The following is a 24,934-nucleotide window of genomic DNA, read 5'->3' as shown; positions in this document are numbered from 1 at the left end:
CCCGGAGGCAAACCTTTTTCGATATCCGGTAATTTTTCCTTAATTCTTTCTATTACATCTTTTGCATTTTCTCCGTACCGCATCACTACAATTCCACCTACTTTTTCTCCTTCACCATTCTCGTCAATGATGCCTAGTCTTAATTCTCCACCCATTTGGACAGCAGCTACGTCCTTTATTCTGACGGGAACCGAGTTAATAGTTTTAAGCGGAATATTTTCAATTTCTTTTATGTTTTTGATATATCCAGATCCTTTAATGATATACCCGATGTCTGATTGCTCAAATTTTCTGCCGCCTACATCATTATTGTTTTTTTTAATTTTTTCAGCCACCTCCATTAATGGAATGTTATGATAACGAAGTTTATTAGGGTCAATTATCACTTGGTATTGTCGTTGGAAACCACCAAAAGAAGCCACTTCACTGACACCATCAACGGTCTGTAAAGCAAAACGCACGTACCAATCCTGTAAGGCGCGAAGTTCTCCCAAATCATAGCCGGGAGCATCTAAAGTGTACCAATAAACATGACCCAAACCTGTCCCGTCTGGGCCTAGTGTAGGTATAATGCCTTCTGGCAAAAGTCGTTGGGCATAATTTAATCGTTCTAAAACTCTTGTTCTTGCCCAGTAAATATCTGTATCATCGTCAAAAATCACGAAGACAAAGCTCATCCCGAACATACTATTTGCCCGTATATTTTTTACTTTGGGAATCCCCTGTAAATTGCTCACTAGAGGATAGGTAATCTGATCTTCGATGATTTGCGGATTCCGTCCCATCCATTCGGTAAAAATGATGACTTGATTCTCTGACAAATCTGGAATAGCATCAACGGGTGTGTTTTTTACAGCATAAATGCCGTAAGCAGTAACTCCTGCTGCAGTGAGCAAAACAATTATGCGGTTTTTAAGTGCCCAGGTGATGAAATAATTTATCATATTGATTACCGTTTTTAACAGATATAATGGCAATTACTTTCTGTGTTTTAGAACATTCAATCTGCTGTTTTGACAACTCTAAATATTAAATAGGATTACTATCAATTAGCCAAATACTTAATTATTTGAATTGACATAAAAAGCAAATGATTTTAAGTATAAATTTTTCTTATTTTGAATAACGATGGCTGTCAAAATCGAGATTTAGCCTGTTTTTGGTATAATCCAAATAGAATTGAAACCAGAAGAAAAGAAGGTTTCTAAGTGATGAAATTTCAGTTTTTCTAGAGAAAAACTGAAATTATTATTATGAAAATTAATGTCAATAGCATTGATTATGCTAAAATGAGTTGATGAATTAGTTGTAGAGGTAGAATGCCCGAATTTATCATGACATTCTTTTTTACAAACACTGCTCAGATGGGAACAATATTTTTTTTCTATTTCAAGACGGATTTCTTTTTTGCAACAGGATTCCTCCGTTTTAATTTTATTTTCTATGCATGCAAAACCATTACCATACATTTGAAAAATGCTGAAAGAAATGAGTAATAACATGAGAAAATTTTTCATTTTCACTCTTGATTTAATGATTAAAGTTAGTTAAATTATTACTTATATATCTCTAAATGTTTGAAAAAAAGGTTTGTAGCCTTCATTTTATTATTGATTTTATTTCAATGTAAAGAGAAGTATCCTGAATAGATGTATAGCGATGAAGAGGAGCATGAAGAAGTTAGTATTAGGGGAATAGTGTTTATTCCTAAAACAACAGAAATGGGTTGTAAAGAAGTGAAATTTATTGAGTAAATTGCTGTGATGTAAAAATAGTTGCCAAAGGTCTATTTTGCCTCTTAACAGTTATATGATGGGGACAAAGATCCCATAACTTAATTTATGAATATTAAAGAGTTAAAAATGAATAAAATATTAAAATCAATTGTCCTGTTAATAGCTATGTTTTTTATTTCAAATATTGCTTCAGCGCAAAAGACGAATCAAAAAGCAGTAATCAAAACGGTTTTAAATTGCGACCATTGTTCAGCATGCGAAACCTGTGGTTTGAAGTTTAAAACTGAAATGTTGAAAATAAGAGGTGTGAAAATGTACACCCTTGACGAAAAGGAAATGACATTTACAGTGTATTACAATCCTGTAAAAACCGATTTACAAACTATAAAAGTAGCTATTTCAAAACTGGGTTATGACGCTGATGAAGTCAAGGCAGATCAAGTAAGTTTTGAAAAGTTAGACGATTGCTGTAAAGTATAGACAGTTATGAAACATCAACATAAATATGATGAAAACGGCAAGCAACTCTGTTGCACTTTGGAGGAAAAAATAAATACGTCAGAAAGTCATTTAGACGAGGATGAGCACGATCATGATCATAATCACTCTGAAGAAAATGGTAATCTGATTAAAATGTTTGTTCCTGCAATTATCTCATTGGTTGTATTATTGTTTGCCATTGCTTTTGATAATTATTTCCCTCAAGCTTGGTTTACAGGTTGGTTAAGAATTTGTTGGTATACAATCGCTTATATACCAGTAGGTTTTCCTGTAATTAAAGAAGCGTTCGAAAGTATTAAAAAGGGTGAAATTTTTTCTGAGTTTTTATTGATGAGTATTGCCACAATTGGCGCATTTGCAGTTGGCGAATATCCCGAAGGCGTTGCAGTGATGTTGTTTTACGCGGTTGGTGAAGTATTTCAAACTTTGGCTGTAAAAAGGGCTAAAGCCAATATTAAAACTTTACTCGACCAAAGACCTGACCAAGTGACAATTTTAGAAAATAATGAGACCAAAATAGTCAAAGCTGAAGAAGTGAAAATTGGTGCAGTTATCCAATTAAGGCCTGGAGAGAAATTAGGTTTAGATGGCGAACTACTGTCAGGGACGGCTTCATTCAATACCGCAGCACTCACAGGCGAAAGTAAACCAGATACTAAAGTTAAAGGAGAAGTCATTTTAGCAGGTATGATAAATCTGAATACTGTAGCTCAGGTAAAAGTGACCACCGCATACACAGATAGTAAGCTGTCAAAAATTTTAGAATTGGTACAAAATGCCACTACTCAAAAGGCACCAACCGAGTTATTCATTAGAAAGTTTGCTAAAATATATACGCCTATTGTAGTCTTATTGGCAGTCGTTATTTGTTTTGTGCCTTATTTCTTTGTAGCCGATTATATCTTTAATCAATGGTTGTACAGAGCGTTAATATTCCTAGTTGTTTCTTGCCCCTGCGCCTTAGTTATCAGCATACCGCTAGGCTATTTTGGTGGAATTGGAGCAGCCAGTAGAAACGGTATTTTGTTCAAAGGGAGTAATTTTTTGGATAGCATTGCTGATATTCAAAATGTAGTCATGGATAAAACCGGAACAATGACTGAGGGTGTTTTTAAAGTACAGGAAGTAACAATTAATCCCGATTTTGAAACTTCGGAAATTTTGCAAATGGTCAATGCTTTAGAAAGCAAAAGTACACATCCGGTTGCAACCGCTATTCATGATTATGTGGGGAAAATTGATTCTTCAATAGAATTAAAAAATGTAGAAGAAATTTCAGGACAAGGCCTAAAAGCCAATGTGAAAAACAAAGAATTACTGGTAGGGAATTTTAAATTGATGGATCAGTTCGGAATTTCCTATGGTATAAACCCTGCTTCTATTGTGTACACGCTGATTGCGATTGCTTACGACAAAAAGTTTGTGGGTTATATAACTATTGCAGACAGCATTAAAGAAGATGCACAATCCACAATCGATAAACTAAAAATATTAGGGGTAAAAATAACCATGTTAAGTGGCGATAAAATAAATGTTGTCCAATTTGTTGCACAGAAATTGGGAATAGCAAATGCCTTTGGCGATTTACTTCCCGAAGACAAAGTAAAACTTGTAAACGAAATCAGGGCCAAGAATGAGACTGTTTGTTTTGTGGGCGATGGTGTAAACGATGCGCCAGTAATAGCTTTAAGTGATGTGGGAATTGCGATGGGCGGTTTAGGAAGCGATGCTACGATAGAAACTGCCGATGTTGTCATACAGGATGATAAGCCTAGTAAAATTCCAATAGCTATAAACATTGGTAAACAAACCAAGAAAATAGTCTGGCAAAATATTACAATGGCGTTTTTAGTAAAAGGAATTGTTTTAGTTCTTGGTGCTGGAGGACTCGCTACGATGTGGGAAGCCGTTTTTGCAGATGTTGGTGTCGCTTTGTTAGCGATTTTGAATGCCGTTAGAATACAAAGAATGAAGTTCTGATGAAATAGGTAACAACAATTTCTGTCTTCATCTTAAATATTCATTTTCTGGCTGGTCTTTCGATATTGTAATCTGGAGTTGTTCGTCCGTTCGATCTTTATTATGAAGTTTTATTCAAAAAATATTTTGCGTTCCCATTCTTTTAAAATCCCTCAAATACTCCTAATCCAAACAAAGCAAAATCATATTTGACAGGATCGTTCGGGTCTAATTCACGGAGTTTTGCGTCTAATTCGGCCAAAGCTTTTCCGTCATTTTGTTTTCGGGTTAGCAAGTCTAATTTTCTGGCCACATTTCCGGAATGAACATCCAATGGGCAAGATAAAGAAGCAGGGCTGATGTTTTTCCAAATTCCCAAATCAACTCCTTTATTATCTTGACGACACATCCATCTCAGGTACATGTTGATGCGTTTTGCTGCCGAACCATTCAATGGATCAGAAATATGTTTTTGGGTTCTGTTTTGATGTTCGATTTCGAAAAACAGTTTCTTGAATTCATGGATGCTTCCTTGTAAACTATTGTTTTTCTGATGTTTTGTAAAGACAGCTTCCAGTCCGTTATGGTTTTTGTAGATGTGTTGCAAGCTTTGTATAAAACTGGCGAAATCTTGTCCGTTAAAGGTTCTGTGCACAAAAGATTCTAATCGTTCTAAATCATTTTCCTGATGTGACATCACAAAATCATAAGGAGCGTTTCCCATCAAATCCATCATACGATGGGCGTTTTTGATAATCATTTTACGATTTCCCCAAGCAATCGTGGCGCTTAGAAAACCGGCTATTTCAATGTCTTCTTTTTGTGAAAATAAATGCGGAATTTGTACCGGATCACTTCCAATAAAATTCGGATTGTTGTATAATTCGACTTTCTCGTCTAGAAAATCTTTGAGTTCTGATTGATTCATAAAGTTGCAGCTGTTCTGCTATCTGATTGCTGAAAAGTACCACTAATTTGCCCATCTACCATCACTAATTTTCTATCGGCCATATTGGCTAATTCTTCATTATGGGTGACAATTACAAAGGTTTGTCCAAATTCATCTCGAAGTTGAAAGAATAATTGGTGCAAATTCTCTGCTGAATGGGTGTCTAAGTTTCCGGAAGGTTCATCGGCAAAAATAACATCAGGTTTGTTAATTAAAGCCCTCGCTACTGCAACACGTTGTTGTTCACCACCGGAAAGTTCGTTAGGTTTGTGGTTGATGCGGTGTGATAGTCCCAAATACGTTAACAATCGCTTAGCTTCAGTTTCAGTTTCTGAAGGTTTCTTTCCGGCGATATAAGCAGGAATACAAACATTTTCTAAAGCTGTAAATTCAGGTAAGAGCTGATGAAATTGAAATATAAATCCCAAATTAAGGTTTCTGAATTTAGACAGGGACTTATCATTCATTTTTAAAATATCTTGACCATTTATCAATAAGGTAGTATCTGTTGTTATTGAAGGCTTATCAAGTGTTCCTAAAATTTGTAAAAGAGTTGTTTTTCCTGCTCCCGAAGCACCTACTATCGAAACAATTTCGCCTTTCATAATATGTAAATCAACGCCTTTTAATACTTCAAGTTGATCGTAAAATTTATGTATGTTTTTTGCCTGTATCATTTGAAACTGTTTTTACAAAGAAACAAAGATTCTATCGATAATAAAATGGATAATCTTAGAATTTTGATAAAACTGGAATGAAATAGAATAACCAAATAAATTTTGGATAACTTTGAAATATTGAAATTCTGATACAGATGAATGCTGGTTTCTTTTGGTAAGGAATAAAAAAAAATAATATAATTAATATAAAATGGAAGCAAAACAAGAATTAGAAAAGGCAACTTTGGCTGGAGGTTGTTTTTGGTGTACTGAAGCCATTTTTTTAGAATTGGAAGGGGTAAAGTCTGTGGTTTCCGGGTATACAGGAGGACTGACTTTAAATCCAACATATAAGGAAATTTGTAATGGCGATACAGGACATGCTGAAGCGATTGAAATTACTTTTGACCCCAATGTGATTTCTTTTGGGGATTTACTGGAAATCTTTTTTGCAACACATGATCCAACAACTCTAAATCGTCAAGGGAATGATGTTGGAACACAATACAGAAGCGAGATTTTTTATCATGACGAAAATCAGAAAGCTATTGCTTTGGATTATATTGCTCTACTGAATGAACAGAACACCTTTGGAAAGCCTGTTGTGACCAAGGTTTCTCCGGCGACTGTATTCTATCCGGCAGAGACGTATCATCATAATTATTATAATTTGAATAGTGAACAATCGTATTGCAGTTATGTTATTACACCTAAGATTGCCAAATTGAAAAAAGTGTATGCTGATAAACTAAAAAAATAATGGCATTGGTTTTGTAAGCTAAACTTAAATTTTTTAAATGTTTTCGATGAAAGAGTCAGTGCAAATAGAATCAGTAGCTGAAAAAAAGGAAGATAAAACCCGAAAGCTAATTCTGGGAATTATTTTTGATGCTATTGGAATGGTTTCCTTTACGGTTCCCATGATCGGTGAGTTTTCGGATGTCATTTGGGCGCCCTTAGCTGGATTTCTGATGACTTGGATGTATAAAGGAACAGTAGGGAAAGTTGGAGGAGTGATAGCCTTCTTGGAAGAGATTATACCGTTCACGGATTTTATACCAACGTTTACACTGACTTGGATTTATAATTATATCATTAAAAACAAAAACGCTCCGGAATAAGGGCGTTTTTTTATTCCTTGAACAGAAAACCCATTCCCATTTTTTTTAGCATCTTCTTTTCGAATGCCCAAAAGAATTTGAATTGTCCAAAAATAAATCCATTTAAGACTAACAATACTTGATATAAAGGGAAAATTAACAGTAATCGAAAAGGGGTAAACCAAAAACCCAGATCGGACTTTGTAATTCCTAACCAATAACAAACAGGTGTTGACACCCAAGCCGAAGCAGAGCCGGTAATCGCAAAAACTATAAATATGATTGTGAGTTGAAAGTTAGACTCAATTCCCCAACGCTTTTTTAATTTTTCCATCTTCATTTATGATGAATGCAAAATTAAGAATATTATCTCAGAGGAACATGGCCATAAAGTTTTTGTTTGTAGGTATTTTGAAAATAAATCATGTAGTTGTAGATTAAATAATTTACTTCATATCCGTAATTAATGGTAGGGTTATAATCAATGGTCATTTCGTAAAGAAGCGGATCATATCTTTGAGGTTGATGTACACGATTATTCCATTCGCTAATATAAAATTGGTTTTTAGTTTCTAAATAAGATTGGGAATAGTATCCTCTTGGCAGTGCTATTGAATTAAGCCAAGTGTTAAAGCCAGGGTCTATTATTATAACTTCATACTCCAAAGAATCATTAGCAATCCGTATCGTATCACTTGCCGACGTTGCCACCGGTTTAGCGGTACTGGGAACAGTCGATTTTTTAGTGGTACAAGCAATGATAGTAAAGAGTATTAATAATATGTAAATGCTATTTTTCATGGTTCAAAAATTGAATAATAAATTTACGAAATTAAATGGTTGTTTTTCAGTATTTTAACATAAAAAAAGCCATTTAAATGAATAAATGGCTTATGAAAAATGGTACTATTTAAATTATTTTCCAAAAAGTTTTCCCAAAAGTCCGCCAATGCCACTTTTGTTTTTTGTTGCAGCCATTGCATCGTTTATATCGACTTTTCCATCTGCATTTTGATCTAAACCAAACTGACCACCATATTTAGAAATCGCGTCCATAATTCCGGAGGCCTGCCCGCTATTGCCTGAAATAGCGGTAACCATATCTGAAATTTCGAAACTTTTATCATTCGGGTCATTTGCTTTGTTTACAAGGCTTCCCAAAATTTGAGGAATCATGTTTCCTGCTACATCTGAGGCTGTTTCCTTACTTAAACCGAATTTTGTACCCAAATTTCCGGTTAATTGTTCCGTTAATTGCTTTACTGCTGGATTGCTAGTGTTTTGAGCATTATTCCCTTGAAATAACCCGGCCAATTGTTCTATGCCTCCCTCTGATGCAATTTTTTGTAAACCATTTAGAACGGATTGACCTGCTTCGTTCATTACACCTTCATTATGCTCATTTGGAATAGCATTGTTTTTTACAACCGCATCATTACCAAATTGTTGTACTAATTGTGTTAACTGTTCAAACATGGGATGAAAATTTAGATTAGATATCAAATTTAGTAAAAAAAAAAGGGAAATAATAATTTCTTACTATTTCCCTTTTGTATTATTTATGTAAAATAACTAGCCTAATAAACCGATGATTTGTTGTGCTAATTCAGTACCAATTCTATCTTGAGCTTCTGCAGTTGCAGCTCCGATATGTGGAGTCAATGAAATTTTTGAATGCATCAAAATTGCCATTTCTGGAGTTGGTTCGTTTTCAAAAACGTCTAAACCGGCAAATAATACTTTTCCGCTATCTAAAGCTTTTACTAATGCCACCTCGTCAATTACACCGCCACGAGCACAGTTAACGATACCTACACCGTCTTTCATAATAGCCAATTCTTTCTCACTGATAATGTAACCATCTTGAGCAGGAACGTGCAATGTGATGAAATCAGCTTCTTTAAACAAAGATTCCAATGATTGAGAAACGATAGTAGTTGTAATAGATTGTCCGTCAAAGAATTCCACTTTAACGTCAACTTGTGGGATAAACATATCCGCTGCAATAACTTTCATTCCTAAACCTAGAGCCATTTTTGCTGTAGCCTGACCGATACGACCAATACCTACAACTCCTAGAGTTTTTCCTCTTAATTCGATTCCGTTTGCATACGCTTTTTTCAAACCTTCAAAGTTCGTATCTCCTTCAAGAGGCATGTTTCTGTTTGAATCATGTAAAAAACGAACACCTGAAAACAAATGAGCAAAAACTAATTCTGCCACAGATTCTGATGATGAAGCTGGAGTGTTGATTACATGAATTCCTTTGCTTTTTGCATAGTCAACATCAATATTATCCATTCCTACACCACCACGACCGATGATTTTAAGTCCTGGACAAGCGTCAATGATATCTTTACGAACTTTGGTCGCACTACGTACCAAAACCACGCTTACATTATTTTCGTTTACAAAATTAGCTACTTGTTCTTGAGCTACTTTTGTAGTTATAACTTCAAATCCACCTTTTTCTAAAGCTAGAATTCCACTTTTAGAAATTCCGTCGTTTGCTAATACTTTCATTTTATGTTTATTTGTTGATTTGTTTATTCATTTACTTGTTGATTCGATATACAAATCAACAAATAAACGATTAAACTATATTTTATTTTTTAGGAGCTATTTCCCGCTTTCCACTGCAATCTTTTATGTTTTTAAAGAAAAAACATAAAAGGATTTCCATTTCAATCGGGGCTAGGTGTCCAGAATTCTATTTTGTGAAACTGAAAAGTGCGACTGAAAACTAAACTTTAGCTTCCAATGCTTTCATTACATCTACCAATACTTGAACGCTTTCCAATGGTAATGCGTTGTACATAGAGGCTCTGTAACCACCTACAGAACGATGTCCAGGTAATCCTGAGATTCCTGCTTCTTTCCACATTGCGTCAAAAATTGGAGCGTGGGCTTCGTCGTTTAACAAGAAAGTAGCGTTCATGTTTGAACGGTCTTCAATAACAGCAGCTCCTTTGAATAATGGGTTTCTGTCTATTTCTGCGTAAAGCAAGGCTGCCTTTGCATTGTTTATTTTTTCGATTGCAGGAATTCCGCCTAGATTTTTCAACCACTGTAATGTCAATAAAGAAGCGTACACTGGGAAAACAGGTGGCGTATTGTACATACTTTCTGCTTTAATATGTTTAGAGTAATCTAACATACTAGGAATAACACGTCCGTTTTTACCAAGAATTTCTTCTTTTACAACGACCAAAGTTGTTCCTGCAGGTCCCATATTTTTTTGTGCTCCTGCATAGATGATGTCAAATTTTGAGAAATCCAATTGACGTGAAAAGATATCTGAACTCATATCACATACCACTGGAACGTCAACTGAAGGAAATTCTTTCATTTGAGTACCAAAAATAGTATTGTTGCTTGTACAATGGAAATAATCAGCGTCTGAAGGTACAGTGTATCCTTTTGGTACGTGATTGTAGTTTTGATCTTTAGAAGAAGCAACTATAACAGTTTCTCCAAAGTATTTTGACTCTTTTATAGCAGCAGATGCCCAAGTTCCTGAATCTAGATAAGCGGCTTTCCCGTTTTCTTTCATCAAGTTGTAAGGAACCATTAAAAATTCTAAACTAGCTCCGCCGGCTAGGAAAAGTGCTTGATATCCTTTGCCTTCTAATCCTAATAATTCAATAACTAATGCTCTCGCTTCGTCCATAACTGCAACAAAGTCTTTACTTCGGTGAGATATTTCCAAAATCGATAAGCCGGAATTATTGAAATTCAATATAGCTTGAGCTGATTTTTCAAAAACTTCTTGTGGTAAAATACAAGGTCCTGCGCTGTAGTTGTGTTTTTTCATGGTGTAGTTTATGTCCAAAATTTAAAGATGCAAATTTCGGTAATAGGACTTTAAAAAGCGTTAAATTATTCGAAATAATTAAACATTTTTATACTTTGTTGTTAACAAAAACGAAATAGTATCCACGTTATCTGCATAATTCCATAATTTAGGACTTTGTGTTTGTCCAAATTCGATGCTATTTTCAACCAGATTATTACTCACAATGCATTGAATTTGCTCGCTTTCTGATTGTAATCGTTTCTGTAAATCAGTAAGATCATCGTAAAATTCGTAAAAAACGCTTGAAATAGGAGAGGCGTGACTGCTGTCTTCTTTTATAGTTAGAAAGCCATTGTCCAATAATTTGAAATTACTCATTAAGAAAACCGCTTTATTATAATCATAGTTGTTGGCGTACTTCTCATAATGAATCACGTCCTGATATTCGAAAATAGCCTCAAAAAAAGCATCAAAAGAATAGCCTTTTGGAACAAAAAGTTTGGAAACATTGCGGCATCCTAAACCAAAGTACCTGAAAATATCCTCGCCAAGCGCCACTAATTGCTCTTTGGTTTCTTGTCCGTTTAATACAGCAATCGAATTTCTGCTTTTTCGGATGATAGAAGGTTTGTCTTTAAAATAATATTCAAAATAACGGGCAGTGTTGTTACTTCCTGTGGCAATTACAGCATCAAAATTTTCTAATTTTCCTTCTACGAAAGTAATTCTATCAGTAAATTCAGGTTCAATTGCTGTAATGTATTTTGCCAAAAAAGGTAATAAATGTTGGTCATTTGAAGATGTTTTTACCAACACCTTATTGTCGCTGATCAGGACAGATAAAAAATCATGAAAACCTACCAGCGGAATATTTCCGGCTAAAATTAGGGCGACGTTTTTTGGTTCATTTACAGTAAAGTCATAAGCTGAAAGCCATTGATTCAGGTTTTCTTCTGTCAGGGCTTCTGCCCAGGATTTAACAGCAAAATACACCTGCTCAGGAGTATACCATCCATTATGGGATTGTGATAATTGTATTAACGCGACAAAATCATCAAAAAATAAATCGTTATATAAAACGGCAGAATTCTTAATAGTATTGCCTTCAGAAAACTGACTTAAGAATTTTCCTAATTCAACAAAAACACTTTTTTTTGTTTCTAATGTCATAATGTTTGCTTATGAATAGTTTTGATTGTAATTTTGCACAAAAATAAGCTATAATAAGTTATAAGTCAAAGGAGAAAATAGTATTAACGATTTTTGCCTGTAACGCATAACTTCCTAACTCGTAATCAATAAAAAGATGGCAATAATTATAACAGATGAATGTATCAATTGTGGAGCTTGTGAACCAGAGTGTCCAAATACTGCAATATATGAAGGAGCTGATGACTGGAGATATAAAGATGGAACAAAATTAACTGGGAAAGTAATTTTGCCTGATGGTACTGAAGTGGATGCTGATGCAGCACAAACACCAATTTCAGACGAGATTTATTATATTGTACCAGGTAAATGTACAGAGTGTAAAGGGTTTCATGATGAGCCACAATGTGCCGCTGTATGTCCTGTTGACTGTTGTATCCCTGATGATAATCACGTAGAAAGCGAAGAAACCTTGTTGAATAGACAAGCTTTTTTACATAACGAATAAAAGGTCTTCTTTAAATTAATCAAAAATCTCTTCAGTTTGAAGGGATTTTTTTTTGATCTTTTTATTATTATACAGTCACTTATTTTTTGTATTCATGTTTTTGTTAGTTTTGCTCGAAAACCTACACATACATGAGAAAGTTCCTTGTATTCCTTTTTTTTATTTTTATTTCTGCTATTTCAGCTCAAAATATTGAGAAATCAATTATACTGAAAGATATTGATAGCAATCTTCCAATTGAAGATGCCACTGTTTTGATTTTAAAAACAAAGCAAGTTTTGATAAGTAATTCGGAAGGAACTGTAACTTATGTTTTAAAAGGTGGATCAAACATTCAAGTTTCTCATTCGTCTTATTTGGGTGTAGTTGTAAGGGCTGCAACATTAAAAGATAATCCAACTGTTATTTATTTAAAGAGTAGCTTGCGTAATCTTGACGAAATTATAGTATCACGACAACATCCTCAAAAAATTCTTAAATCCTTAGTTGAAAATTCTAAAAAAAAATTAACGGTTCCTGCTCGTCTAAAAGTATATTCAAGAGAGTTTTTTAAGCTTAATGGTGTCTACAGCTATTATAATGATGGATTGTTGAATTTTTTAATAGACAATAAAACAAAAATATTTAAAACCAATATATTAGTAGAGCAAAATCGAAGTTATGGTTTGGTGAATGCAGAAAATAGTTCAGATCTTTTAGGTTATAATTTGAATAATATAATGGAAAACTATTATAATTTCAAGTACCTAAATTCTCTTTTAACACCCGAAGCAAAAAAGAAATATGATTTTTTAATCAAAGCCTATTCGGTTAATGAACAATATTATGCGATGACCATCAGTCCTATTGAAGATGGAACTGATTTAAAAGATGATTTTACCATAATTTATGATAAAAGTAAAAAAATAATCATTGAAGTAAGTTCGGTTGTGTCCCCAAGCACGTTTGCAAGAACCAAAGAGAAAATTGCGGTAGGTTCCAAAAATATTAACAAGTCGTTATTTAAGGCAATTTACAGGTCTGATGAGGCTGGTTATTATTTAGTTAGTTCAAGAGAAGAAATTGGTTTTGAAAGAATTGATAAAAATAAATCAACTGAAATAGAAGTGAGAAATTACTTTGTTACAACAAACTTTAATAAACAAAGTTTTAGTTATAAGGATTATGAACTCTTTAAAGACAAAACACTTATTAATAAAAAAAATAGCATACTCACAAATTATTGGGATTTATCCGGTTTAACAACAACTCAGGAAGAAGAAGAAATAATTAATAAAATTGAAGTAACTAACTGATGTTCAACGTGCTGGCAAAAAACGGTGTTTAGAGAACTCTTTTTAAAATAAAATAGCAATCGTCAGCTAAAAATGATAACAAACAAAAAATCCTGAGCATTAACTCAGGATTTTTTGTTTTGTACTATATGGATTAGAAATTAAATCCTAGCCTTGCATAGTAGTATGCTCCGCCGAATCCCATTTGAACAGCATCCCAATATCCACCGGCTTCAACCCAGTCATCCTGTTGGTCAGGATAAATATTGAAAATGTTATTTCCTCCAACGCTTAGTTTAAGCGATTTTGAAAGTTTGAATCCTAAAGTCAAATCAGTTACCATTTTAGAACTGTAAGTATCAGTCGCTGCTGTAATTTGGTCAGCAAAACTTCCGTAATCAGCTACATCTTCATACATTTGGTAGTCTAGTAATTTTACTTCACTGAAATGTGTGAATGATAAACCTGCATTAAACCATTTTCTGTCATAAGTCAGGTTTAAACCAAATTTACTTTCAGGGGCAGAAGCTAATAAGAAAGCTTTTTCTCTTTCTCCAAAGAAAATTTCTTTGTCCAAATCACCATTTTTTACTTCTGCTATTTCCATGTTATTGATGTTACCTACTAAGGTAGCACTGAATGAATTGTCATCAAATTTCTTTTTCCAAGACAAAACAACATCAAGACCTGTAGTTTCTGTATCTACGCCATTTACGAAAAATTGCGCTTCATCTACTCCTAAATTAAATGAGGATGCGTCAAAATAACCGGTTAATACAATTCTGTCTTTAACATTAATCATGTATCCGTCAATTGTAGCGGTAAAATCGCCAAAAGTAGCAGTCATACCTAATGATCCATTTACTGCTTTTTCTTCATTCAATTGTTCTATTCCGAACGCTTGAGTTACAGGGCTGTTGTTTGGAGATAGTAAAATTTCAGATGCTCCGCTTGATGAGAAATTGGTAAATCTTAAATTGTAATAGATTTGTGCCAATGAAGGAGCTCTAAATCCAGTACTTACAGAACCTCTGAAGTTGATGTTTTTAGTAGCTTTCAATCTTGCAGATAATTTTCCGTTAAGAGTACTTCCAAAATCGCTATAATTTTCAAAACGGGCAGCAGCACTTACTAAGAAGCTATCTGTGATGTCAAATTCAGCATCAGTATATAAAGACAAGTTTGAACGACTTTGGTCTACTTCATTAGCTGGGCTATATCCAGGGAAACCTTGAGATCCTCCAGGGCGAGCCTCTCCTGAAATTGGGTCGATAGGGGCAAATTGAGTTGTTGGGTCTGTAATAGGTCTTCCGTTTGTGTCGTAAGTAGCGTAAGAACCTATTTCACCAGCAAAAATATTGAATTTTTCAGTTCTGAATTCCGCTCCAAAAGCTAAGTTCATTCCACTTAAGACTGAGCTATAATTTTTTGAAAAATCAAAATTAGTTGTGTTTTGGCTTAAGCTATGTCCTCCTGCATCAAACTCTTTAGGAGATGCTTCTTCCAATGAGGCGTTGATAGTTCCTTTGGTATAATAATGGAAAAGGTTTTTTCCAAATGTATTACTGATATCAATTTTCCAACCACTGGCAGTTTCAGTTCTAAAACCTGCCGCAAGAGAGTTGTCAATGATATTTGAAGTAATTCTTGGAGTGTATCCTCCAGGGTAAACAGACTCAACTACTCTTTCTCCGTCGTTTCTTGTAAAAGCGTAGGCATCAGTGTCTCTATAGTTTCTTCCTCCAAAAGCATAAAACTCTGTTTTGTCAGATACAGGAACTGCCATGTTTCCAAAGAAGTTGAAACCTTCTATTTCAGCTTCTCCAAATCCTTTTCTGAAATCAAATCCAGGACGTAGGGTTTTGTTTTTGCTTAAATACTCGGTAGTGAAATTAGCATATCCGCCTTTCTCTCCAATACCTACACCATAGTTAGCAGCTATTTTTACAGAACCACCATCAAAATCCTGATCTTTTCCATAAGTATTTCCGTTGCCATTTTGATCTAATCTGAAACCATCTGTATTAGCAGTTCCGAGAGGAAAATCTCCTTTTGCGTTTGTGTTATAAGCACCATAAGTGATAGAACCGTTTAGTTCATCTATATTGTCATTTAATGCAATGTTGATAACACCTGCGATTGCATCTGAACCATATTGTGCAGCGGCACCATCTCTCAAAATTTCAATTCTCTTAATAGAAGAAGCAGGGATAGCATTTAAATCTGTACCTGTATTTCCTCTACCTCTGGTTCCAAAAAGGTTAATAAGGGAGGATTGATGTCTTCTTTTTCCATTGATTAAAACAAGGGTCTGGTCTGGTCCTAAACCTCTTAAAGAGGCTGGGTCGACGTGATCAGCACCATCCGAACCAGATTGTTTGTTCGCATTAAATGAAGGGGCAACGTATTGCAGCAGTTCATTAATTTCTAATTTACCACTTTGTGTTGTTACATCTTTTACGCTAATAATATCAATTGGAACAGCCGAATTAACAACAGTTCTTTTAGTGTTTCTTGAACCAACGATTTGTACTTCTTGTAATACTTGTTCTCCTTCTGCAGATAATTGAATATCAATTTTGGCTTCAGTAGCTGCCTTTGATACAGATTTGTAGCCAATATAGCTAAAAACCAAAGTTGCTCCTTCTTTGACGCTAATTTTATACGTCCCATCAATGTCTGTTGAAACGCCGTTGTTCGTTCCTTTTTCGATAACATTTACACCGGGTAGGCTTGCACCGGTATTATCTTTTACTACTCCAGTGATTTCTTTTTGAGCAAAAAGAAAACTGACATTTAGTAAAAAAAATAGTAATGTGATTTTTTTCATAATGAGTTTGTTTTTGGTTTGTGTTTGTTATTCGGTCAAATATAATATTTATTTGGTATATTTATATATTATTTGTTTTTATTTTATTAAAATAAAGTCAAAAATGCATTTTAGGAAAAGTTGAAACATATTTTTAGAGTATTTGTTTTTATTTTAATGGAATAAAGTCAAAAATGCATTTAAGGAAAAGTTTGAACGTATTTATAGGACATTTGTTTAATCAACATGTATTAAATCTTATATTTGCAAAATTTTAAAGTAAATACCAGTAAATTTTAGCGGGAAACTGCTATCGGTAAACAAAAACATCGTGAAATTGCCCTGATTCCATTATCAAGAGAATTAAAAGGAATGGCAGTCTCAAAATTATAAAATAAATAGCTACACATGAAAGCAGGAATTGTAGGGTTACCAAATGTTGGAAAATCAACATTATTCAATTGTTTATCTAATGCGAAAGCGCAAAGTGCTAACTTTCCTTTTTGTACCATCGAACCTAATATAGGAGTGGTAAATGTACCGGATCCGAGAATTGAAAAATTAGAGCAATTGGTAAAACCGGAACGTGTGCAAATGGCAACTGTTGATATAGTTGACATCGCGGGATTGGTAAAAGGCGCCAGTAAAGGGGAAGGTTTAGGAAATCAATTCCTTGGAAACATTAGAGAGTGTAATGCTATTATTCACGTTTTACGTTGTTTTGAGAATGATAATATTGTTCACGTTGATGGTAATGTAAACCCAATTCGTGACAAAGAAACCATTGATATTGAATTACAATTGAAAGATCTTGAAAACGTTGAAAAACGTTTAGAAAAGGTGAATCGTGCTGCCAAAACAGGAAATAAAGAAGCACAAACTGAAAAGGCGCTTTTGGATAGAATCAGAGAAACACTTTTACAGGCCAAATCGGCCAGAACAGTTGTTCCGCAAAGCAATGACGAAGAAGTATTGATGGAAGGTTTTCAATTGATTACGGCTAAACCGGTATTGTATGTTTGTAATGTAGATGAGAATTCAGCTGTTAGCGGAAATAAATATGTGGATGAGGTTCGTGAGTTAGTAAAAGATGAAGATGCAGAAGTAATTATACTTTCTGTTGGTGCTGAGGCTGATATCACAGAATTGGAAAGCTACGAAGAGCGTCAGGTTTTCTTAGAAGATATGGGATTAACTGAGCCAGGAGCTTCTGTTTTAATTCGTGCTGCCTACAAATTATTGAAACAACAAACGTATTTTACAGCAGGTGTTAAAGAAGTTCGTGCCTGGACCATCAATATTGGAGCGACAGCACCTCAAGCTGCTGGAGTTATTCATACTGATTTTGAAAAAGGATTCATCCGTGCTGAAGTAATTTCGTTTGAAGATTTCGTTCAGTATGGTTCTGAAGCAAAATGTAAAGAAGCTGGAAAATTCAAAGTGGAAGGAAAAGAATATATCGTTAAAGATGGTGATGTAATGCACTTTAGATTTAATGTATAAATAAGTTAATAGAAAAGAGACTTATAAAGTTTGAAAACCTGCAAGAGTAATTTTGCAGGTTTTTTTGTTTAGAGATTTTTAGTTTTTATCTGAAGTCTTTGCAAATTACCTATTTATGCGATAAAGTTGAGGTTACCATTGATTCCTCTTTAAAAACTGGACAGTCTTTTTTCTTGGATGAGTTGTTTTAGATTCGTTTCTTTAAGTGCAGTTCTATTTCGAATGCAATAGTCCGTGTGATAAAAATGTGCTTGAAGAAATTTAATTTGCATATCATTCCATTCTTCCAAGTGAAGATTTGGGCTATAATGTTTAAGTTCCTGATATAGTTTATTGGTAACATGTTCAAAATTAGTAGTTCCCAGATAGTCAAGATCAGCATCAGCAACGATGCACTCCAATTTAGTTTTTGGTTGTTGAGGATAAATGGTAGCTCTTATCATGCCAGAAATTATTTCGATATCGTTTTGGCTATAACCAAATTTTGGTAATTTTTTTTCTGCTATCCGGATGCCTTCTTCTTCATGACCCTCATTAATTTTATTGATGAATCCGATATCATGAAGCAATGCGGCTGTTTTAATAAGCAGAATTTCCTTTTCAGTTAAATTCTCTTGACGAGCAATATATTCAGACATTTCTAATACGTGCTGGGTGTGTTTCCAATTATGATAGATAAGAAAAGGAGATAATCTTGTTTTAAGGCAATCCATAACATTTGTATATAATAAATCCCAGTTTTTCATATATTAATGTTTGTTTAAATTTCTTAAAATTCCACCATTGGCTTCTTTAATATATTGTGTAAACATAAATGCCTTTGGATCTAGTTTATTAATTTCGTCTTTGATTCTGAGTAATTCCAGTCGGGTTACTATAGTTACGATAATGTCACAGTCTGATTTTACTTCGAAAGTTTGGGGTAAATATCCCCTTTCTCCTTTAATTACAGTGATTCCTTTACCAAATTTTTTTACAATCAATGATTTAATCAATTCACTTTTGGAAGAAATAATATGCAAGGAAGTGTATTGTTCTAATCCATGCGTAATGTAGTCGAGCGATTTAATAGCCGAAAAATAAGTGACTATAGAATACATTGCCGTACCAATGCCAAAGGACCAGGCCGCAGTTAGAAATAAAAGGGTGTTTATCCCAAAAATAACTTCTGATACTTTGAGTCCGATTTTACGCGTAGTTAAGAGGGCAAGTATTTCAATACCGTCAGCTGCAGAGCCGCTCCGGATGCACATTCCCATTCCGATACCAATAAGGCAACCGCCAAACAAAGCAATTAAAAGCGGATCTGAGGTAACGGCATCTATGTGAAAAAAAGTCATGAGGGCAGCGATTAATAAAAAAGTCAAGAGGCTTTGTAAAGCAAACGTTTTACCGAGTAAATATTTTCCTAAGAATAGGAAAGGGATGTTTAAGACTAATACTAAAATGCCAAAGGGCCAATGGGTGATTTCATGAACTAGTATCGAAATTCCAATAATACCACCGTCCAGAAATTTATTTGGTATCATAAAGCCCTTTAGTGCCAAAGTAATTAAGGCTACTCCAAATAAATTTAAAATGAAATTTTTTAGATGAAATATTTCTTTCCAGTTGATTGAATTGTGGTCCGTATTCATAAGGAAATATTTTATTTACTATTCTTCAGTGTGTGTTAAGAATCTACTAATTTAGTGAATAAACTTTAATTAATTACTTGATTAGTAGTTGCTTATATTGATAAAATTACTTTTTGTTATCTTTTACTGCTTTTTTTGTGTTAAAAAAATATTTGCAGCTAGTTAAAAATTCTTTTTCTCATAGGAATTTTATTTCATTTCATCGTTCTGGGCCTGAAAATTGTTTTTCAAGCGCAATTTATCTTAAAATAACGATTTATAATGTACTTAAAAAACACTATATTTGATATATTAATTTGTTATTTACTTCAATATCAATACTTTGGTGGCCCCTGCCGAATTAAATTAATGGTCTTTATAAATAAGAATTTATTAACCTTTAAATACAGTAATCATGGGCAAAAAAGTAGAAATCACATTAAATGTTCAGGCTAGTAGTCTTTACGCTATGAATAATCCATCGCAAAGTGATGTCGATGGAAAATGTTCGTTATCCGATGATAATTCCGGAAGATCTTCAAACGGGACTCTTGAGGATTTTTTATCCAACGTATACATCAACCAAGATGTAAAGTGGAAGGGTCTTACAGTCGATCAAGGATATTCAGTAGCAATCGACAGTATTGTTTACGAGCGTCAATCGAATGATGTGAATTTTTTTGATACCACAACTATTGGTGGTACCGGTGGAAGGTCAGGGAATGTAACAGCTAAAGTCAAAAATGACCCCGGTCTGGTCAATCAGATTGATAATTATACCATTAATTTTAGTGTTTATGACGATGGAAATTCATCTAAGTCTTTTAGTATCGATCCAAAATTAGCGGCAAATCCATGATGGTATTGAGGGTTTTTGAATATTTAGGAAAAGTCTCTTTTTTTTTATTTTTTACATACTCAACTACTTTTGCGCAAGATCAAAAAGTGGCAGACAGTCTTGTGAAAATTTATCAGAAAGGTAATTTTAGAAATTCTGAAAAACTAGAATTACTTAGGAATTTATCTTTTAATGAAACAAATAACCTTCAATTGTCATTAAAATATGCTGAGCAGCTCATTGCGCTGGCGAAGTCAGAAAAAAACTATTTATACCTTCATAGAGGCTATTATCAAAAAGGTAATAAATACAGAGTTATTGGGGATTTGAATAAGTCTTTAGAGGCCTTTTTCAAGAGTGGGGAAGCTGCTGTTAAGGCAAAATTTATCTCAGGGGAAGGGGCCTCTTATATGTCTGTTGCTGATGTATATTCTGTAATGGGCAACGCCAATAATGCCGAAATTTATTATAATAAAGCAATCAAGTTATTGAGGAAGAGTGATGATTCTGTTTCGTTAGCGAGTGCTTTATTAAATGCAGGTGATGAATATTCAAAAAATAAGAAATTCGATTCTGCCTTAAGATATTTTGAAGAGGCAGGTGTTATTTTCAAGAAGGTCAATTATTTGATTGGTACTGCGTATACCTTGGGTAATATTGGGATGGTATATGCTGAACAGGGGAAAAATGAGTTGGCAAAAGAGCAAATAAGTGACGCCATAAAAATTCTGGAAGAGTTGAAAGATTATTATGCCATTTCAGAATACCTGACCTATATGTCAGATATTTATCTGAAACAGAATGATTGGAATCGGTCACTCAGCTATGCAAAACGAAGCCTTGAACTGGCACAAAAATACGGATTGAAGGATCAGGTAAGCAATTCGAATCTTAAACTTTCAGAGCTGTATCAAAAAGCTGGAAATCTCGGGGAATCCCTTAAGTATTATAAAAATCACATTGTTTATAGGGATAGTGTCACCAATCTTAAATCGGTTCAGCAAATGGCCGATTTGAGAACAAATTATGAAGTTTCCCAAAAACAAATAGAAGTGGATCTGCTCGAGAAAGATTCGGAAATTCAGAAATTAAAAGAAAAAAGGCAAAAAAATATCATTTACGCCACAGTAATCAGCTTGTTTCTTATTTTTCTACTGGCGTTAGGATTGTACAGGCGGTATCAATTTATCAAGAAAACGAATCGTATTATTGAAGAAGAGAAAAATCGGTCTGATAGCTTACTGCTAAATATTCTTCCGGAGGAAACAGCGCATGAATTAAAACAAAGCGGTAAGGTTCAGGCTAAGAAATTTGAATCAGTGACCGTATTGTTTACCGATTTTGAAGGATTTACGCAATATGCTGAAAAATTATCCCCGGAAAAATTAGTGGAAAGTGTGGATTTCTATTTTTCGAAATTCGATGCAATTATTGAAAAGTATGGCTTAGAAAAAATAAAAACGGTTGGCGATGCTTACATGTGTGCCGGTGGTTTACCTTTCCCTACAAGTGATCATGCGAACAAAATGGTACTCGCGGCCTTTGAAATTGTAGAATTTGTTACGGAATCTAAAAAATGGAATGCGCATAATCAAACTCGCTTCGAAATTCGTATCGGGATTAGTACAGGTCCTGTTGTGGCCGGAGTCGTTGGAACTAAGAAATTTGCTTATGACATCTGGGGCGATACGGTCAATATTGCTTCACGGATGGAATCGAATTCGGTACCGGGAAAAATTAATATATCTGAGTCAACTTATGATATTGTTAAAGGTTTCTTTGCTTGTGAATATAGAGGTGAAATTGAAGTTAAAAATAAAGGCATGATGAAAATGTATTTTGTTAATAATGGGGTCAGTTAGTTTTTTTTCTTCCATTCATTTTTGATTCTTTTTCTTTTGTCATTAGCAGGAAGCTTGAATTTCTTCATCGCAAATCAGTTTGTTGGTGTTCTAAATTTTACTACTTTAGTCAAAGTAAAAATAAAATATCATGAAAATCATAGCCTTTGGCGGAAGCCCCAGTAAAAATTCCATCAATAAAAAATTAGCAACTTATGCCGCAAGTTTATTTGAAAATGCCGAAGTTGAGGTGTTGGATTTGAATGATTTTCAAATGCCTTTGTTTAGTGTTGATATTGAAAAAGAAATAGGGCAACATCCTTTAGCACAAGCCTTTTTAGACAAAATTGCCTCTGCTGATCTTTTGGTCGTTTCGCTGGCTGAAAATAACGCAAATTATTCAGCGGCATTCAAAAATGTTTTTGACTGGTGTTCCAGAATTAATGGCAAAGTTTTTCAAGATAAAACAATGCTTCTGATGGCAACTTCGCCAGGAGGAAGAGGTGGAGCAAACGTATTGGAGATAGCAAAAAATGCATTGCCACGTTACGGAGCCAATATAAAAGCAACTTTTTCCCTGCCTAGTTTTGATGCTAATTTTGATGTTGTAAATGGTAAAATTTCCAATCCGGAATTAGATAAACAATTGAAAGATATTGTTAAGACTTTTTAATTCTTACAATCTCTGAATCTTTGAATCTTTCAATATTCATTGTCGATATCATTTTTAATAACTTTGATTTCCTTCTCTTTTAAATTTTGTCAAATTACACTACATTAGCACAAAATCCACAAAATTTAAAATGTCCGATCAAAATCAATACAACGAAGATAATATTCGTTCGCTCGACTGGAAAGAACACATCCGTATGCGTCCCGGCATGTATATTGGGAAATTAGGCGATGGTTCTTCACCGGATGATGGTATTTATATTCTGCTAAAAGAGGTGCTCGATAACTGTATCGACGAGTTTGTTATGGGTGCCGGAAAAACCATTGAGGTAACTATCAAAGACAAAACAGTTTCGGTACGCGATTACGGTCGTGGAATTCCCCTTGGTAAACTGATTGATGTGGTTTCTAAAATGAATACGGGAGGGAAATATGACTCTCTTGCATTTAAGAAATCGGTGGGTTTGAATGGTGTGGGTACAAAAGCAGTAAACGCATTGTCGAATTATTTCCGTGTGGAATCCGTTCGTGACGAAAAACAAAAAGCAGCGGAATTTTCGGGTGGAAATTTGGTTCTTGAAGAAGATATCATAGAAACGACCAAACGTAAAGGAACCAAAGTAACTTTTACACCAGATGAAGCCATTTTTAAAAATTATAAATTCAGAAATGAATATATAATCAAAATGCTCAAGAATTATTGTTACCTGAACACAGGTTTAACCATAATTTACAATGGCGAAAAATTTTATTCAGATAATGGATTAAAAGATTTATTGGATGAAAACATTTCTGAAGAAGATATGGTTTATCCAATTATCCACCTCAAAGGAGATGATATTGAGGTGGCAATGACACACAGTAAATCGCAATACAGCGAGGAATATCATTCTTTTGTAAATGGACAAAATACCACTCAGGGAGGAACACATTTAGTTGCTTTCCGTGAGGCGGTTGTAAGAACCATTCGTGAATTTTACAATAAAGGTTTTGATCCTTCCGATATTCGAAAATCGATTGTAAGTGCCGTCAGTATTAAGGTGATGGAACCCGTTTTTGAATCGCAGACCAAAACCAAATTAGGTTCTACCGACATGGGCTCTGAACCGGGAATGCCATCCGTGAGAACTTTTGTCAATGATTTTGTCAAAAATAAATTAGACAACTATTTACATAAAAATCCGGAAGCAGCTGATTTGTTGCTTCGAAAAATACTTCAGGCAGAGAGAGAACGAAAAGAGCTTTCCGGAATTCGAAAATTAGCCAAAGACAGAGCTAAGAAATCCAGTCTGCACAATAAAAAATTACGTGATTGCAGGGTTCATTTACCGGACATTAAAAATCCACGTTATTTAGAAAGTACCCTTTTTATTACCGAGGGAGATTCGGCTTCCGGTTCTATTACCAAATCCCGCGATGTGAATACCCAAGCGGTTTTCAGTTTGCGTGGTAAGCCTTTGAACTCCTACGGAATGAGCAAAAAGATTGTGTATGAAAATGAGGAATTCAATTTGCTGCAAGCGGCTTTGAATATCGAAGAAGACATGGGGGATTTGCGTTACAACAATATTGTAATTGCAACCGATGCCGATGTCGACGGAATGCACATCCGATTATTATTGATTACGTTTTTCCTTCAGTTTTTCCCGGAGCTAATCAAAGAAGGCCATTTGTATATTTTGCAAACACCACTTTTCAGGGTCAGAAACAAGAAAGAAACCATTTACTGTTATTCAGAAGAAGAACGAAAAGCGGCGATAGAGAAATTAAAGCCCAAACCGGAAATCACCCGATTTAAAGGATTAGGAGAGATTTCTCCGGATGAGTTTAAAAATTTCATTGGAGAAACAATTCGTTTGGATCCTATTATGATGGACAAAAATACTTCTATTGAGCAATTATTGTCATTCTACATGGGAAAAAATACACCAGACCGACAAGATTTCATTATTAAGAATCTGAAGGTGGAATTGGATGTTTTGGAAGAAGCGAAATAAGAATTAATTATAAAATCGAATTTTAAT

Annotated in this window: 24 protein-coding genes; 11 read left to right on the top strand and 13 right to left on the bottom strand. The window is 34.4% G+C overall.

Annotated elements, in window-relative coordinates:
- Both ABEB23_RS17515 and ABEB23_RS17510 read right to left on the bottom strand, forming a co-directional pair.
- On the bottom strand, window positions 1–944 hold a 944-nt coding region (locus ABEB23_RS17515), incomplete at its 3' end, for an efflux RND transporter permease subunit (RefSeq protein WP_348814004.1).
- 204 nt (window positions 945–1,148) lie between these two features.
- Window positions 1,149–1,517: a hypothetical protein gene (locus ABEB23_RS17510; protein ID WP_348814003.1), complete on the bottom strand. Its 369-nt coding sequence runs from the start codon at window positions 1,515–1,517 to the stop codon at window positions 1,149–1,151.
- Between the two features lie 345 nt (window positions 1,518–1,862).
- Between ABEB23_RS17510 and ABEB23_RS17505 the strand changes: the two genes are divergently transcribed.
- Window positions 1,863–2,216 carry a cation transporter gene (locus ABEB23_RS17505; RefSeq protein WP_348814002.1) on the top strand — a complete coding sequence of 118 codons (354 nt, stop codon included), beginning with the start codon at window positions 1,863–1,865 and terminating at the stop codon, window positions 2,214–2,216.
- A 6-nt stretch (window positions 2,217–2,222) separates the two neighbouring features.
- On the top strand, window positions 2,223–4,217 hold the full coding sequence (locus ABEB23_RS17500; RefSeq protein ID WP_348814001.1) for a heavy metal translocating P-type ATPase: 1,995 nt from the start codon (window positions 2,223–2,225) through the stop codon (window positions 4,215–4,217).
- A 142-nt stretch (window positions 4,218–4,359) separates the two neighbouring features.
- Here ABEB23_RS17500 and ABEB23_RS17495 read toward each other — a convergent pair whose 3' ends face one another.
- Both ABEB23_RS17495 and ABEB23_RS17490 read right to left on the bottom strand, forming a co-directional pair.
- On the bottom strand, window positions 4,360–5,124 hold the full coding sequence (locus ABEB23_RS17495) for a TIGR02757 family protein (protein ID WP_348814000.1): 765 nt from the start codon (window positions 5,122–5,124) through the stop codon (window positions 4,360–4,362).
- The gene (locus ABEB23_RS17490; RefSeq protein WP_348813999.1) at window positions 5,121–5,822 is read right to left on the bottom strand and encodes an ABC transporter ATP-binding protein; all 702 of its coding nucleotides are present in this window, start codon (window positions 5,820–5,822) and stop codon (window positions 5,121–5,123) included. The genes ABEB23_RS17495 and ABEB23_RS17490 overlap by 4 nt, the downstream gene beginning before the upstream one ends.
- A gap of 193 nt (window positions 5,823–6,015) precedes the next feature.
- Here ABEB23_RS17490 and msrA point away from each other — a divergent pair, with 193 nt between their 5' ends.
- The gene (gene msrA / locus ABEB23_RS17485) at window positions 6,016–6,564 is read left to right on the top strand and encodes a peptide-methionine (S)-S-oxide reductase MsrA (protein WP_348813998.1); all 549 of its coding nucleotides are present in this window, start codon (window positions 6,016–6,018) and stop codon (window positions 6,562–6,564) included.
- A gap of 46 nt (window positions 6,565–6,610) precedes the next feature.
- Window positions 6,611–6,925, top strand: a complete 315-nt coding sequence (locus ABEB23_RS17480) for a hypothetical protein (RefSeq protein ID WP_348813997.1) — start codon at window positions 6,611–6,613, stop codon at window positions 6,923–6,925.
- A gap of 10 nt (window positions 6,926–6,935) precedes the next feature.
- On the opposite strand, the gene ABEB23_RS17475 is transcribed toward ABEB23_RS17480, so the two are convergent.
- From ABEB23_RS17475 to ABEB23_RS17450, 6 genes are all read right to left on the bottom strand, one after another.
- Window positions 6,936–7,238, bottom strand: coding sequence for a DUF6787 family protein (locus ABEB23_RS17475; protein WP_348813996.1), 303 nt, complete (start codon window positions 7,236–7,238; stop codon window positions 6,936–6,938).
- A gap of 32 nt (window positions 7,239–7,270) precedes the next feature.
- Window positions 7,271–7,705 carry a DUF6146 family protein gene (locus ABEB23_RS17470; RefSeq protein WP_348813995.1) on the bottom strand — a complete coding sequence of 145 codons (435 nt, stop codon included), beginning with the start codon at window positions 7,703–7,705 and terminating at the stop codon, window positions 7,271–7,273.
- Window positions 7,706–7,819: 114 nt separating this feature from the next.
- On the bottom strand, window positions 7,820–8,380 hold the full coding sequence (locus ABEB23_RS17465) for a hypothetical protein (RefSeq protein WP_348813994.1): 561 nt from the start codon (window positions 8,378–8,380) through the stop codon (window positions 7,820–7,822).
- 96 nt (window positions 8,381–8,476) lie between these two features.
- On the bottom strand, window positions 8,477–9,427 hold the full coding sequence (locus tag ABEB23_RS17460; protein WP_348813993.1) for a D-2-hydroxyacid dehydrogenase: 951 nt from the start codon (window positions 9,425–9,427) through the stop codon (window positions 8,477–8,479).
- A gap of 220 nt (window positions 9,428–9,647) precedes the next feature.
- Entirely contained in the window at window positions 9,648–10,718 is a 1,071-nt protein-coding gene (serC, locus tag ABEB23_RS17455; RefSeq protein WP_348813992.1) for a 3-phosphoserine/phosphohydroxythreonine transaminase, read from the bottom strand.
- Between the two features lie 78 nt (window positions 10,719–10,796).
- Entirely contained in the window at window positions 10,797–11,870 is a 1,074-nt protein-coding gene (locus ABEB23_RS17450) for an acyl-CoA reductase (RefSeq protein ID WP_348813991.1), read from the bottom strand.
- 136 nt (window positions 11,871–12,006) lie between these two features.
- Here ABEB23_RS17450 and ABEB23_RS17445 point away from each other — a divergent pair, with 136 nt between their 5' ends.
- Together ABEB23_RS17445 and ABEB23_RS17440 are read left to right on the top strand one after the other, a co-directional pair.
- Window positions 12,007–12,357, top strand: coding sequence for a 4Fe-4S dicluster domain-containing protein (locus tag ABEB23_RS17445; protein WP_348813990.1), 351 nt, complete (start codon window positions 12,007–12,009; stop codon window positions 12,355–12,357).
- A 131-nt stretch (window positions 12,358–12,488) separates the two neighbouring features.
- Window positions 12,489–13,652 carry a hypothetical protein gene (locus ABEB23_RS17440; RefSeq protein ID WP_348813988.1) on the top strand — a complete coding sequence of 388 codons (1,164 nt, stop codon included), beginning with the start codon at window positions 12,489–12,491 and terminating at the stop codon, window positions 13,650–13,652.
- Window positions 13,653–13,785: 133 nt separating this feature from the next.
- Here the strand turns inward: ABEB23_RS17440 and ABEB23_RS17435 are convergent, their stop codons facing one another.
- Window positions 13,786–16,461 (bottom strand): TonB-dependent receptor, encoded by a 2,676-nt coding sequence (locus ABEB23_RS17435; protein ID WP_348813987.1) that lies wholly within the window; start codon window positions 16,459–16,461, stop codon window positions 13,786–13,788.
- A 387-nt stretch (window positions 16,462–16,848) separates the two neighbouring features.
- Here ABEB23_RS17435 and ychF point away from each other — a divergent pair, with 387 nt between their 5' ends.
- Entirely contained in the window at window positions 16,849–17,943 is a 1,095-nt protein-coding gene (gene ychF, locus ABEB23_RS17430) for a redox-regulated ATPase YchF (protein ID WP_348813985.1), read from the top strand.
- A gap of 149 nt (window positions 17,944–18,092) precedes the next feature.
- Here ychF and ABEB23_RS17425 read toward each other — a convergent pair whose 3' ends face one another.
- Entirely contained in the window at window positions 18,093–18,689 is a 597-nt protein-coding gene (locus tag ABEB23_RS17425; protein ID WP_348813983.1) for an HD domain-containing protein, read from the bottom strand.
- Window positions 18,690–18,692: 3 nt separating this feature from the next.
- A complete protein-coding gene (locus ABEB23_RS17420; RefSeq protein ID WP_348813981.1) occupies window positions 18,693–19,580 on the bottom strand; it encodes a YitT family protein in 888 nt (295 codons plus the stop codon).
- Between the two features lie 394 nt (window positions 19,581–19,974).
- Here ABEB23_RS17420 and ABEB23_RS17415 point away from each other — a divergent pair, with 394 nt between their 5' ends.
- From ABEB23_RS17415 to ABEB23_RS17400, 4 genes are all read left to right on the top strand, one after another.
- Entirely contained in the window at window positions 19,975–20,418 is a 444-nt protein-coding gene (locus ABEB23_RS17415; RefSeq protein ID WP_348813980.1) for a hypothetical protein, read from the top strand.
- An 86-nt stretch (window positions 20,419–20,504) separates the two neighbouring features.
- Window positions 20,505–22,259 (top strand): adenylate/guanylate cyclase domain-containing protein, encoded by a 1,755-nt coding sequence (locus ABEB23_RS17410; protein WP_348813978.1) that lies wholly within the window; start codon window positions 20,505–20,507, stop codon window positions 22,257–22,259.
- 130 nt (window positions 22,260–22,389) lie between these two features.
- Entirely contained in the window at window positions 22,390–22,911 is a 522-nt protein-coding gene (locus ABEB23_RS17405) for an NADPH-dependent FMN reductase (protein ID WP_348813977.1), read from the top strand.
- A 130-nt stretch (window positions 22,912–23,041) separates the two neighbouring features.
- Entirely contained in the window at window positions 23,042–24,907 is a 1,866-nt protein-coding gene (locus tag ABEB23_RS17400) for a DNA topoisomerase IV subunit B (RefSeq protein WP_348813976.1), read from the top strand.
- The last annotated feature ends 27 nt before the right edge of the window (window positions 24,908–24,934 follow it).

The sequence above is a fragment of the Flavobacterium maritimum genome, assembly GCF_040049085.1.
GTDB lineage: Bacteria > Bacteroidota > Bacteroidia > Flavobacteriales > Flavobacteriaceae > Flavobacterium > Flavobacterium maritimum.
The sequence above is the reverse complement of the archived record's forward strand: the minus strand, read 5'-3'. Positions and strand labels throughout refer to the sequence as shown.